The sequence below is a fragment of the Eubacterium ramulus genome (genome assembly GCF_045002895.1).
Classification (GTDB): Bacteria; Bacillota; Clostridia; order Lachnospirales; family Lachnospiraceae; genus Eubacterium_I; species Eubacterium_I ramulus.
The window spans coordinates 1,554,835-1,568,212 of the sequence record NZ_CP173382.1 but is presented as its reverse complement, the minus strand read 5'-3'; the positions used below and the strand labels follow the sequence as shown (position 1 = coordinate 1,568,212).

The 13,378-nt window shown below is 43.9% G+C and carries 11 protein-coding genes; 10 read left to right on the top strand and 1 reads right to left on the bottom strand.

What is annotated here, in order from left to right; genetic code table 11:
* Window positions 1–6 precede the first annotated feature (6 nt).
* The 3 genes from trpB to trpD all read left to right on the top strand — a co-directional run bounded on the left by trpB (window position 7) and on the right by trpD (window position 3,165).
* Window positions 7–1,197 carry a tryptophan synthase subunit beta gene (trpB, locus tag ACIRUQ_RS07405; RefSeq protein WP_055289117.1) on the top strand — a complete coding sequence of 397 codons (1,191 nt, stop codon included), beginning with the start codon at window positions 7–9 and terminating at the stop codon, window positions 1,195–1,197.
* Window positions 1,198–1,276: 79 nt separating this feature from the next.
* On the top strand, window positions 1,277–2,065 hold the full coding sequence (gene trpA / locus ACIRUQ_RS07400) for a tryptophan synthase subunit alpha (protein WP_055289115.1): 789 nt from the start codon (window positions 1,277–1,279) through the stop codon (window positions 2,063–2,065).
* A 92-nt stretch (window positions 2,066–2,157) separates the two neighbouring features.
* Window positions 2,158–3,165, top strand: coding sequence for an anthranilate phosphoribosyltransferase (gene trpD / locus ACIRUQ_RS07395; protein ID WP_055289235.1), 1,008 nt, complete (start codon window positions 2,158–2,160; stop codon window positions 3,163–3,165).
* Between the two features lie 187 nt (window positions 3,166–3,352).
* Here the strand turns inward: trpD and rpsT are convergent, their stop codons facing one another.
* Complete coding sequence (gene rpsT, locus ACIRUQ_RS07390) at window positions 3,353–3,616, bottom strand: 30S ribosomal protein S20 (protein ID WP_022036345.1); 264 nt, start codon at window positions 3,614–3,616, stop codon at window positions 3,353–3,355.
* A gap of 205 nt (window positions 3,617–3,821) precedes the next feature.
* On the opposite strand from rpsT, the gene gpr reads away from it, so the two are divergent.
* From gpr to dnaK, 7 genes are all read left to right on the top strand, one after another.
* Window positions 3,822–4,850 carry a GPR endopeptidase gene (gene gpr, locus ACIRUQ_RS07385; RefSeq protein ID WP_055289114.1) on the top strand — a complete coding sequence of 343 codons (1,029 nt, stop codon included), beginning with the start codon at window positions 3,822–3,824 and terminating at the stop codon, window positions 4,848–4,850.
* Between the two features lie 103 nt (window positions 4,851–4,953).
* The gene (gene spoIIP / locus ACIRUQ_RS07380) at window positions 4,954–6,165 is read left to right on the top strand and encodes a stage II sporulation protein P (protein ID WP_070103933.1); all 1,212 of its coding nucleotides are present in this window, start codon (window positions 4,954–4,956) and stop codon (window positions 6,163–6,165) included.
* Between the two features lie 195 nt (window positions 6,166–6,360).
* Window positions 6,361–8,169: a translation elongation factor 4 gene (gene lepA / locus ACIRUQ_RS07375; protein ID WP_021740104.1), complete on the top strand. Its 1,809-nt coding sequence runs from the start codon at window positions 6,361–6,363 to the stop codon at window positions 8,167–8,169.
* Window positions 8,170–8,251: 82 nt separating this feature from the next.
* Window positions 8,252–9,484 carry a radical SAM family heme chaperone HemW gene (hemW, locus tag ACIRUQ_RS07370; RefSeq protein WP_055289110.1) on the top strand — a complete coding sequence of 411 codons (1,233 nt, stop codon included), beginning with the start codon at window positions 8,252–8,254 and terminating at the stop codon, window positions 9,482–9,484.
* A gap of 248 nt (window positions 9,485–9,732) precedes the next feature.
* A complete protein-coding gene (gene hrcA / locus ACIRUQ_RS07365; protein WP_022036341.1) occupies window positions 9,733–10,776 on the top strand; it encodes a heat-inducible transcriptional repressor HrcA in 1,044 nt (347 codons plus the stop codon).
* A gap of 37 nt (window positions 10,777–10,813) precedes the next feature.
* Window positions 10,814–11,425, top strand: coding sequence for a nucleotide exchange factor GrpE (gene grpE / locus ACIRUQ_RS07360; protein WP_021740107.1), 612 nt, complete (start codon window positions 10,814–10,816; stop codon window positions 11,423–11,425).
* A 74-nt stretch (window positions 11,426–11,499) separates the two neighbouring features.
* Window positions 11,500–13,377, top strand: a complete 1,878-nt coding sequence (gene dnaK, locus ACIRUQ_RS07355) for a molecular chaperone DnaK (RefSeq protein WP_055289108.1) — start codon at window positions 11,500–11,502, stop codon at window positions 13,375–13,377.
* Window position 13,378: the final 1 nt, after the last annotated feature.

The following is a 13,378-nucleotide window of genomic DNA, read 5'->3' as shown; positions in this document are numbered from 1 at the left end:
AAAACTATGAACAAGAAAAATACATATTACGGAGAATTTGGAGGACAGTATGTGTCTGAGTCATTAATGAATACTTTAGAGGAACTGGATGAGGCATTTGAGGCAGCCATCAGAGATCCGGAGTTTATCAAGCAGTACAATTATTACCTGAAGCAGTATGTAGGACGTGAGACACCGCTGTATTATGCAGAGCGTCTCAGCAAAAAATACGGCACCAAAATATATTTGAAACGGGAAGACTTAAATCATACCGGTGCGCACAAGATCAACAACGTGATCGGTCAGATCCTGCTGGCAAAACGTATGGGTAAGAAAAAAGTCATTGCAGAGACCGGAGCAGGTCAGCACGGTGTGGCAACCGCAACCGGCGCAGCACTGTTTGACATGGAATGCACCGTTTACATGGGAAAAGAAGACATTGAGCGTCAGGCATTAAACGTAATGCGTATGGAGATGCTTGGGGCAAAAGTAGTCAGCGTAGAGTCAGGAAGCAACACCTTAAAAGATGCGACAAACGAGGCAATCCGCACCTGGGCAAAAACAGCAGAGGATACGTTCTATGTTATTGGTTCTGCCGTAGGTCCGTATCCGTATCCGAAGATGGTTAAAGAGTTCCAGCGTGTCATTAGTAAAGAAGCAAAAACGCAGCATTACAAGGCTGAAGGAAAACTTCCGGATGTGGTTATGGCCTGCGTAGGTGGCGGTTCTAATTCCATCGGTATGTTTGCAGAATTTATCGAGGAAAAAGAGGTACAGCTGATTGGTGTGGAAGCAGCAGGACTTGGTGTAGAGACAGGAAAACATGCGGCAGCTATGGCTCTTGGAGAGCCGGGAACCTTGCATGGCATGCGTTCCTATCTGCTGCAGGATGAAGATGGAAACATTCAGCTGGCACATTCCATTTCGGCAGGACTGGATTATCCGGGTGTGGGACCGGAACATGCATATCTGCGTGACAGTGGCAGAGCACAGTATGTATCGATCACGGATAAAGAGGCAATGGACGCACTGATGGAATTATGCGAACTGGAAGGAATCATTCCGGCCATCGAAAGTGCACATGCCATGGCATATGCCTTTAAAAAGGCAAAAGAAATGAGACCGGAGCAGTCCATGATCGTGTGTCTGTCCGGACGCGGCGACAAAGATGTCAATACGATTGCGAACTATCTGGCAGGGAAAGGTTATTTGAACTAAGGATAAAACACATGCTATTTGTTATTACACTGAAATCAGAAGTGAAAGAATCAAGGAAAATAAATTGGAGTAGAAGATCATGAACCGTATAGAGAAAAAATTACAGACATTACAGGAAAAAAAGGTAAAAGCATTTATTACATATATTACTGCAGGACTTCCGGATATGGAGCATTGCGCAAAGCTGATCCGTGCACAGGAGGAAGCAGGTCTGGATATTCTGGAACTTGGTATTCCGTTTTCTGATCCGGCAGCAGACGGACCGGTCATTCAGGATGCGTCCTATCGTTCTATTTTAAAGGGAACCAACTTAAGGAAATGTTTTGAACTGGTGGATGGAGTCCGAAAAGATGGATGTGAACTGCCAATCGTATTTATGATGTATTACAATACCGTGCTTCATTATGGATTAGAAGCGTTTGCGGAGAAATGTGCTAAGGTCGGTGTGGATGGACTGATCATTCCGGATCTTCCATTGGAAGAACAGCAGCCGTTAAAAGATGCACTGGCAAAACAGAATGCAACAATCCTGATTCAGCTGGTAGCACCGGTATCCGGTAAACGTATTCCGGAAATTCTGAAAGATGCAAAAGGATTTGTGTACTGCGTATCATCCATGGGTGTCACCGGTCAGGGTGCAAGCTTCCATAAAGAAGTTATTTCTTATCTGAAATCAGTAAAAGAGCAGGCTCAGATTCCGATCATGATGGGATTTGGTATTCGTACTGCAGCAGATGTAGCACCAATGAAGGATATTATTGATGGTGCCATCGTTGGTTCTCATTTTATTAACTTGATGGAAGAAAATCAGTATGATCTGGATGTGGCAAAAGCATATATTCAGACTTTTAAGACAGAGTTGAAATAAAAAATGCTTGATTTTCATAAGATTTGAGTATGAAATTCGGGTGAGTCTTATGAACAGTTGGTTGTGAAAAAGGAGTAATTAGTATTATGGATATGAAACAGGCAATTCAGAGAGTAGCAGACAGACAGGATCTGACCGGGGAAGAGGCAGGAGAAGTCATGGAACTTCTTCTGACCGGTGCAGCTACACAGGCTCAGATCGGAGCTTTTCTGACCGGATTGCGGATGAAAGGAGAGACGATTGATGAAATCGCTGGTCTGGCTTCTGTGCTGGCAGATAAAGCAGAGCATATTCATCCGCATTCCGATCATTATATTGATCTGGTTGGAACCGGAGGGGATTGCACGTATTCTTTCAATATTTCTACGACATCTGCCATCGTGACGGCAGCAGCCGGTGTTTCTGTGGCAAAACATGGCAATCGTTCCATTTCCAGCAAGAGCGGTGCCGGTGATGTATTGGAGCAGCTTGGTGTAAATATCATGATGGAACCGGAAAAAGTAGAAGCATGCGTGGATGAAGTCGGCATTGGATTTATGTTTGCACAGACCTTTAACAAATCCATGCGGTTTGTGGGACAGGCGCGAAGCGAGATGGGAATCCGTACCGTATTCAATATCCTTGGTCCTCTGGCAAACCCATCCGGAGCAAAGGGTATGGTAGTCGGTGTCTATGATCCGGCACTGACAGAAATCATTGCATCTGTTATGGGGCAGCTTGGTGTCAAACGTGCTCTGGTAGTCAGTGGCAGAGATCATATGGATGAGATTACATTGAGTACAAAGACTGTTGTATCAGAACTAAAAGATGGAATAGTAGAAACCTATGAGATTGTACCGGAAGACTTTGGATTCAAGACCGTAGATCTGGCAGAACTGCAGGGCGGAACGGCCGCAGAAAATGCAGAGATTACCCGTGCAATCCTCTCCGGGGAAGAGCGGGGAGCAAAACGTGAGATCGTACTGCTGAACGCAGGTGCGGCACTTTATATCGGCGGAAAGGCTGAGAGTATTGCAGATGGAATCATTCTTGCAAAAGAAGCGATTGATTCAGGAAAAGCGGCAGAAGTGCTGGAAAATCTGGCCAATTATACGAAATAATATGTTGTAAAATATTCTGATACTATCTGTTATAACAACAAGCGTGTAAATGTGCAATAGCACACTTGCACGCTTTAGAAAAATACACATAGTTTTTTGTTTTTGATAATAAGATAATTGCAAAAAAAAGAACAATTGGTATGACGGCACCAATTGTTCTTTATTAATTCGTATTTATTCGCACTTGTTACGCAATGCTGTTCACTAATTTTGCTAAACGAGCAATTTTTCTGGAAGCATTGTTTTTGTGATAAACACCTTTAGATTCAGCTTTGCTGATAACGGAAGTAGCGGATACTAATGCTGCAGAAGCTGCTTCTTTATCATTTGCTGCAACAGCTGCCTCTACTTTTTTAATAGCTGTTTTCACTGAAGAACGGATAGATTTATTTCTTTCTGTCTTTGTCTGCGCAACTAAGATTCTTTTCTTTGCTGATTTAATGTTAGCCAATCTGTACACCTCCCATGCTGAGAATTCTTAAATGATTGTTACATTAAAGCCGGACACGGACGAACTAATGTAAACATACTCATATATTATAGGGTCAGAAATTGGAATTGTCAAGAGAAAAACCGAAAAAAATGAAAAAATTGGTATAATTGTTTGTACTTTTTACAATACTATGAAAACTTAGAAGAAATCGGGGTGTTTTTATATGTTTGAAGTCAGAACAGACCTTGCAGTAGAGGAAAATGAACGGATCACCAAAGCACAGGAAGAGACGAAAGGAATTTCAGTCACGGAAGAAGATTATGGGGAAGAACAGATCCGCATTACGACGGTGCGGATCACTACAGAGAATGGTGCAAAACAGATGGGAAAACCGAAAGGAACTTATATTACACTGGAAGCAGCTGAGATGATCGAAGATGATGAGGATTATCACCGGGAGATATCAAAGCGTCTGGCAGAGATTCTGAAAGAACTGATCCCGGTTTGTGATAAACAAAAGAATTATAAAGAAAGTACTGAAAATCAGAAAAAAGTAAGCAGAAAGGGATTCGCACAAGCGAAGCATGAGCTGGAGGGTACGTCTATCCTGGTAGCCGGCCTTGGCAATCGTCTTGTGACACCGGATGCGTTGGGACCGCAGGTGGCAGATAATCTGTATATCACACGGCATATTATAAAAGAATTTGGCAGACGGGCCTATGAAAATGAGCAGGTGCAGCCCGTCAGTGCCATTGTGCCCGGCGTTATGGCCCAGACAGGCATGGAAAGCCAGGAGATTATTACAGGAATTATCCGCGAAGTAAAACCGGATTATCTGATCGTGGTAGATGCGCTGGCTGCCCGCAGTGTCCGCCGTCTGGGCCGGACGATCCAGATTACAGATACAGGAATCTATCCGGGTTCCGGTGTGGGAAATCACCGTTACAGTATTACAAAAGAAACCACAGGGATTCCGGTCATCGCTATCGGTATTCCGACCGTAGTAGAAGCGGCGACGATCGTCTATGATTCTATGTCTGCCCTGATTGATGAACTGGCGCATGCGGAAAGCCTGCAGCCGTTGAAGACTTCGTGGAACAGACTGACAGAGGCGGAACACCGGAATCTGGTCCGGGAACTGCTGTCTCCGCAGTTGAACCATATGTTTGTAACACCAAAGGATATTGATGCGGAGATCAAGCGGATGAGCTATACGATATCCGAAGCCATCAATCTGGCGTTTTGCGGGTAATCGGTTATGCTTGAAATATTATACTGTAAAATGGCAGAAGCGGAAGAAATAAAGAACCATAAAATGTAAGCATAATTCAGACACAATTTCATATATAGTATATATGGGAAAAATGTTAAAAGTTACAAGGAAAAGAAAGCGAAAAGAGAGAAGCGTACGTTGGATAGTGCGGGGAACCGGTTTCCTCGTACTGTTTTTCACTGCGCTTATAGCGGTATTTGCGATCCATAACACCAATCTGTGGAATCGGCTGCAATATCAGATCTGTTATCAGATGCTGAAACAGTATGCACCGCTGCTGGCTTCCGGCAGCGCGGTACAGTCGTTATATATAGAAGAAGACGATACAACTATGTATGATATGCAGTCAGAGAGTCAGTTGTCTTATGAGCAGATTCTGGCCAAGAAAGATCCGCAGGAGACACAGGCGGCGGATGCTTCAGAGGAAAATAAAGACATTTTTGTGGACCAGACAGGTTCCGGGAATACGCAGACAGGTGAAAATGGTAATCCGTCAGTTGAGACGGCATCAGCATCAGCGTCGGCTGGGGAAAATCTCGTATCGCTGGAAAAATTGAATGATTTTGATTATCTGATCCAGCATTATTATACAGTGGACAAATCCACTACCATCAACAGTTCACAGCTGGTGGTGCAAAATCTGCTGAATAAGAATTGCACGATCCAGAAAACTACGGAAGATGTACCACAGATTCTAATCTATCATACCCATGGTTCCGAAGGCTATGCGGATTCTGTGGAGGGAGATCCAAACACATCCGTGATCGCGGTCGGAAACCGTCTGACACAGATTTTACAGGATACATACGGTTATCATGTATTACATGATACGGGAATCTATGATACAGACCGGGATCATGCGTATAATGTAGCAGCTCCGGCTATTCAGAAAATATTGCAGGATCATCCTTCGATAGAAGTGGTGATCGATCTGCATCGTGACGGTGTGGCGGATACGACGCGGCTGGCAACAAACATCAATGGTGTGGATATGGCGCAGGTGATGTTTTTCAATGGGCTGAGCAAGACAACGGCTACCGGAGATATTGATTATCTGCGCAATCCTTATATTGAAGACAATCTGGCGATGTCTCTGAAAATGCAGCTGGCGGCGACGGAACTGTATCCGGGATTTACACGCAAAATTTATTTGAAAAGTTATCGGTACAACATGCATCTTTGCCCGAAATCGCTGCTGATCGAGGTCGGGGCACAGACCAATACGCTGCAGGAGGCAGTGAATGCTATGGATCCGCTGGCACAGGTGTTGGATAAGGTGTTGAGCGGAAAGTAGTAGCGTAGCTACGGAGAAGTCCTGAAAGGACGTTTTGAGAATGGCGCGTGTGAATAGTAACGATTTGTAAGATTTAATCGATCAGTTTTTGTATGGAAAACTTGCTATTTTCCGGCTTCAATGTTAATATTGTCAATATATTGGGCTTTTATGCACTTTTGAGAAAAGAGAGACAATGTACTAGGAGGAATTTTAGTGATAGATCAGAGTAAAATCAGAAATTTTTGTATTATTGCACATATTGATCATGGAAAATCAACCCTGGCAGACCGTATTATCGAAATGACAGGTTTGCTGACCAGCCGTGAAATGCAGTCTCAGGTATTAGATAATATGGATCTGGAGCGGGAGCGTGGTATTACCATCAAAGCGCAGACGGTTCGTATTATTTACAAGGCAAAAGATGGAGAGGAGTATATCTTCAATCTCATCGACACACCGGGGCATGTGGATTTTAACTATGAGGTTTCCCGAAGCCTGGCTGCCTGTGATGGTGCAATCCTTGTCGTAGATGCGGCACAGGGCATTGAGGCGCAGACACTGGCCAATGTATATCTGGCACTGGATCATGATCTGGATGTTATGCCGGTGATCAACAAAATCGATCTGCCTAGTGCGGATCCGGAGCGTGTCATTGAAGAAATCGAGGATGTCATCGGACTGGAAGCGCATGATGCACCACAGATTTCCGCAAAAACAGGTCTGAATGTCGATCAGGTACTGGAGCAGATCGTGGAGAAAATCCCGGCTCCGACGGGAGATCCGAAGGCTCCCCTGCAGGCGTTGATTTTCGACTCTCTGTACGATGCGTACAAAGGAGTTATTGTTTTCTGTCGTATCAAAGAAGGTACGGTTCGTGTCGGTACGCCAATCAAAATGATGGCGACAGGTGCCACAGCAGATGTTGTGGAGGTCGGATATTTTGGCGCAGGTCAGTTTATCCCTTGCGAAGAATTATCTGCCGGCATGGTAGGTTATATCACAGCTAGTATCAAAAATGTACAGGATACCCGTGTGGGTGATACGATCACCAACCGTTCCAATCCGTGTGCAGAACCGTTGCCGGGTTATAAGAAAGTAAATCCAATGGTTTACTGTGGTCTGTATCCGTCTGATGGTGCAAAATATCCGGATCTGCGTGATGCGCTGGAAAAACTGCAGTTAAACGATGCAGCACTTCAGTTTGAACCGGAGACATCTGCGGCACTGGGCTTTGGTTTCCGCTGTGGATTTTTAGGTTTGCTGCATCTGGAAATTATTCAGGAACGTCTGGAGCGCGAATATAATCTGGATCTGGTAACGACAGCCCCTGGCGTTATTTATAAAGTTCACAAAACGGATGGAACCGTGATGGATCTGACAAATCCGTCCAATATGCCGGATCCGTCTGAGATTGATTATATGGAAGAACCGATGGTAAGTGCGGAGATCATGGTAACCAGTGAGTACATTGGTGCGATCATGGATTTGTGTCAGGAGCGTCGAGGCATTTATATCAGTATGGAATATATGGAGGAGACACGTGCGCTGATCAAATATGATCTTCCGTTAAATGAAATCATTTATGATTTTTTTGACGCATTGAAATCCCGTTCCAGGGGATATGCGTCCTTCGATTATGAAATGAAGGGATACACCCGTTCTGATCTGGTAAAACTGGACATCCTTATTAATAAAGAAGAAGTGGATGCACTTTCCTTTATCGTATTCTCAGGCAGTGCATATGAGCGTGGCCGTAAGATGTGTGAGAAGTTAAAAGAAGAGATTCCGCGTCATCTGTTTGAGGTTCCGATTCAGGCGGCAGTCGGTGGAAAAGTCATTGCGCGTGAGACTGTTCGTGCGATGCGCAAAGACGTACTGGCGAAATGTTACGGTGGTGATATTTCCCGAAAGAGAAAACTTCTGGAGAAACAGAAAGAAGGTAAAAAACGTATGCGTCAGGTCGGAAATGTAGAGATCCCGCAGAAAGCGTTTATGAGTGTTCTGAAACTGGATGATAAATAGAAAACGGGTTATGCTGCTAACATACGCATTGGCATATAAATGCGAAAACAATGCAAAGCAGCGTGATTAACAGGGGAAATATATGAAAGAATTAGAATTATATCTTCATATTCCTTTTTGTGAACGAAAATGTGCATATTGTGATTTCTTATCTGCACCGGCTGATCTGCCGGTGCGGATTTCTTATATAAAGAAGTTACAGGAAGAGATTGTATATTGCGGGGCACAATATGGGGAATATCAGGTGAGCAGTATCTTTTTTGGCGGCGGAACACCGACAATCCTGGAAGGATACCAACTCGCAGCTATACTGGAAACGGTAAAAGAGCATTTTAATATAACGACAGATGCAGAAATTACAGTGGAGTGCAATCCAGGCACATTGACAGCAGGGAAAGCGGAAAAACTGGTGCAGGCGGGATTTAACCGGCTCAGTATGGGACTGCAGTCCGCGGATGACAGAGAATTGCATCTTCTGGGACGAATCCACAATTTTGCACAGTTCCTGGAAAGTTATGATCTGGCGAGAAAAGCCGGTTTTCGGAATATCAATGTAGATCTGATGTCAGCATTGCCGGGACAAACGCTGAAAAGCTGGCAGGATACATTGCAGAAAGTGACAGCACTGCGCCCGGAGCATATTTCTGCGTACAGTCTGATCATCGAGGAAGGCACACCATTTTACGAGCGTTTTGCGGAAGATGAACGGATTCGGGAGGAAGGTGGTCATCCGAGACTGCTTCCGGAGGAAGACGTAGAACGGCAGATGTATGAACTGACGGAAACTTTTTTACACACAAAAGGGTATGAGCGGTATGAGATATCCAATTATGCAAAGCCAGGATACGAATGCCGGCATAACTGCGGCTACTGGACCAGGAAAGATTATCTGGGACTGGGACTGGGAGCATCTTCTCTGGTGGAGCATCAGAGGTTTCAGAATACATCGGAACTGAAGACGTATCTTGAGCAGGAGTATTCACCACAATGTGAAGGTCAGCATGAACGTATAGCAGAAACAATCCAGTTACAGGAAGAAACTGGATTAACCCAGACAGGGCATCATATTCACATAGAAACTTTAGACAAAAAATCTGAGATGGAAGAATTTATGTTTCTGGGCCTTCGTCTGATGGCAGGAATTTCCCGACAGCAGTTTGAAAAAAAATTTCAGGTCACACTGAACAGTGTCTATGGCGAGGTACTTCGAAAATTAAAGGGAGAACAGCTAATCGAAGAGGTAGCAGGTTATGTGCGCCTGACGGAGCATGGTATAGATGTCAGCAACTATGTGCTGGCGGAGTTTTTACTGTAATTTTTTATGATCATCAGCAGAATCGTATCGAATAGAAAAAATAAGAAGTAAGATAGAATGTGCACCCGGGGGCTTTCTAAGTGAGTTGTTCTGCTTATAAAACGTAGAAAAAATAAAAATATGAAAAAAATAAAAATAGATGTTGACAAAGAAAAACGATAGTGCTACATTAGGTAATGAAGATATTAGCACTCCAAACAGTCGAGTGCTAACAAAGAAAAAGCATCAATTACAGGAGCATGAAATACATGAGCGAAGGATTGGACGAAAGAAAAACGAAAATTTTACATGCAATCATTCAGACTTATCTGGAAACGGGTGAGCCGGTTGGCTCCAGAACGATCGCAAAAGCGTCTGATCTGAACCTCAGTTCCGCAACGATCCGTAATGAGATGTCAGATCTGGAGGAACTTGGATACATCGTTCAGCCGCATACTTCGGCAGGACGTATTCCATCGGATAAAGGGTACCGCTTTTATGTGGATCATCTGATGGAGGAGAAAGATCATGAGATTTCCGACATGAAGGAATTTGTGATTGAGAAGACAGAACGCATGGAATTTGTTTTAAAACAGATCGCAAAGATGCTGGCAGTAAATACCAATTATGCAACTGTCGTATCCGCACCTCAGACCCACCACGGAAAAGTCAAATTTATTCAGCTTTCCGCGGTAGATGATTCCCAGGTTCTGGCAACAATCATGTTGGATGGCAACATCGTAAAGAACAAGATCATTCATACAAGTGAGACACCGAATCAGGAGACAATGTTGAAGTTAAACATTTTGCTGAACGGAAGTTTAAATGGTCTTGCCCTTGAGGAGATCAACCTTGGAACCATCTCCAGATTGAAGGAGCAGGCAGGTATTCACAGTGCCATGGTAAGCGATGTGCTGGATGCAGTTGCTCAGGCCATTCAGGAAGATGAAGACCTTGAGATTTACACCAGCGGAGCAACAAATATTTTCAAATATCCGGAATTGAGTGATTCGGAACGGGCAAGCGAACTGATCAGTGCTTTTGAAGAAAAGCAGGAATTCAAGGATCTGTTCACTGCTGACAAAGAAAACGGAAATCCGGGAACCGGCATTCAGGTATACATCGGAAATGAAAGCCCGATGCAGGGAATGAAAGACTGCAGTGTGGTGACAGCCACCTACGATCTTGGAAAAGGAATCCGGGGAACCGTCGGAATCGTCGGACCGAAACGTATGGATTACGAAAAAGTGGTTGACAACCTGCGAACCTTAAAGGTTCAGCTGGATGATATATTTAAAAAGACAGATGAGTAGTCATTAAAAATGATGAAAGCGGAAAGGTGGGATTTCGATGGCAGAGAATAAAAACATCAGTCCGGAAGAGATGGAAGAAGAAATCTTAGAAAATGAAGAAATAAATGATACAGCAGAGGAAGAAACCGTAGAAGAAGCCGAGGAGGCTGTAGCAGAAGAACCGGAAACTGAGAAAGAAAAAGGGTCTTTTTTCAAAAAGAAAGAGAAGAAAGACAAAAAAGATGAGAAAATCGAAGAACTTACAGACAGAGTCAGAAGACAGATGGCTGAGTTTGATAACTTCCGGAAACGGACAGAAAAAGAGAAGACACAGATGTTTGAGACCGGTGCAAAAAGTATCGTAGAAAAAATACTTCCGGTTGTTGATAATTTCGAACGTGGTCTTGCAGCTGTCACAGAGGAAGAAAAAGGAACTCCTTTCGTGGAAGGTATGGAAAAAATCTACAAGCAGATGATGACTGTGCTGGAGGAAGCAGGAGTAAAACCGATTGAGGCAGTTGGACAGGAATTTGATCCGAATCTGCACAATGCAGTTATGCATGTCGAGGATGAGGAATTCGGTGAGAACATCATCGCAGAAGAATTCCAGAAAGGCTACACATACCGTGATTCCGTGGTTCGCCACAGCATGGTAAAAGTAGCTAATTGATATTGCCATTAACGATTATTCGTTAAATATAAAAACAAGCTAATTCAGGAAACAATATATAGGAGGACACGATTATGAGCAAGATTATTGGTATTGACTTAGGAACAACAAACAGCTGCGTAGCAGTTATGGAAGGTGGTAAACCGGTAGTTGTAGCAAATACAGAAGGAGCAAGAACAACACCGTCAGTGGTAGCTTTTACAAAAACAGGTGAGAGACTGGTAGGTGAGCCGGCAAAACGTCAGGCTGTTACAAACGCAGAGAAAACAATCTCTTCTATCAAGAGAGAGATGGGTACAGATTACAAGAAAGAGATCGACGGAAAGAAATATTCTCCGCAGGAGATTTCCGCAATGATCCTTCAGAAATTAAAAGCAGATGCTGAGAACTACTTAGGCGAGAAAGTATCTGAAGCTGTTATCACAGTTCCGGCATATTTCAACGATGCTCAGCGTCAGGCGACAAAAGATGCTGGTAAGATTGCAGGACTTGATGTAAAACGTATTATCAATGAGCCGACAGCAGCAGCTTTAGCATATGGTCTGGACAATGAAAAAGAGCAGAAAATCATGGTTTATGACCTTGGTGGTGGTACATTCGATGTATCTATCATTGAGATCGGTGATGGTGTCATTGAAGTATTATCTACATCAGGTGATAACAGACTTGGTGGTGATGACTTCGACCAGAAAATCACAGATTATATGATCGCAGAGTTCAAAAAACAGGAAGGTGTAGATCTTTCTACAGATAAAATGGCTCTTCAGAGATTAAAAGAAGCCGCTGAGAAAGCGAAAAAAGAGCTTTCTTCTGCAACAACAACAAACATCAACCTTCCGTTCATCACAGCTACTGCTGAGGGACCGAAACATTTCGATATGAACCTTACCAGAGCAAAATTTGATGAGTTAACACGTGACCTGGTTGACAGAACAGCAGTTCCAGTACAGAACGCGTTAAAAGATGCAGGTATCACAGCTTCTGAACTTGGTCAGGTACTGTTAGTAGGTGGTTCTACACGTATCCCGGCTGTACAGGATAAAGTAAAACAGCTGACTGGCAAAGAGCCAAGTAAATCACTGAACCCAGATGAGTGCGTAGCAATCGGTGCTTCTATCCAGGGTGGTAAACTTGCAGGCGATGCTGGTGCCGGTGAAGTATTACTGCTTGATGTAACTCCACTTTCCTTATCCATCGAGACAATGGGTGGTGTAGCTACAAGACTGATCGAGAGAAATACAACAATCCCGACAAGAAAGAGCCAGATTTTCTCCACAGCAGCAGATAACCAGACAGCTGTAGATATTAACGTAGTACAGGGTGAACGTCAGTTCGCTAGAGATAATAAATCTCTTGGGCAGTTCCGTCTGGATGGAATCCCGCCAGCACGTCGTGGTGTTCCGCAGATTGAGGTTACGTTCGATATCGATGCAAACGGTATTGTAAATGTATCTGCAAAAGACCTTGGAACAGGCAAAGAGCAGCATATCACAATCACAGCAGGATCCAATATGTCTGATGATGAGATCGATAAAGCTGTAAAAGAAGCTGCAGAGTTTGAGGCTCAGGATAAGAAGAGAAAAGACGCGATCGATACAAGAAACGATGCTGATTCCTTCGTATTCCAGACAGAGAAAGCACTTGAGGAAGTTGGTGCAGGTGTATCTGATGCTGAGAAAGCTCCGGTACAGGCAGATCTGGATGCATTAAAAGCACTCCTTGAGGCTCATCCGGAAGCTGACAAGATGACAGACGCAGAGTTAGATGAGATGAAAGCTGCAAAAGAGAAACTGATGGCAAGTGCGCAGCAGGTATTTGCAAAAATGTATGAGCAGGCACAGGCCGCACAGAGTGCAGCAGGTGCAGGTCCGGACATGAACGCAGGTGCTGGTCAGCAGACAGCAGGCGGTGCGGATGATGATGTGGTAGATGCTGATTATAAAGAAGTTTAAT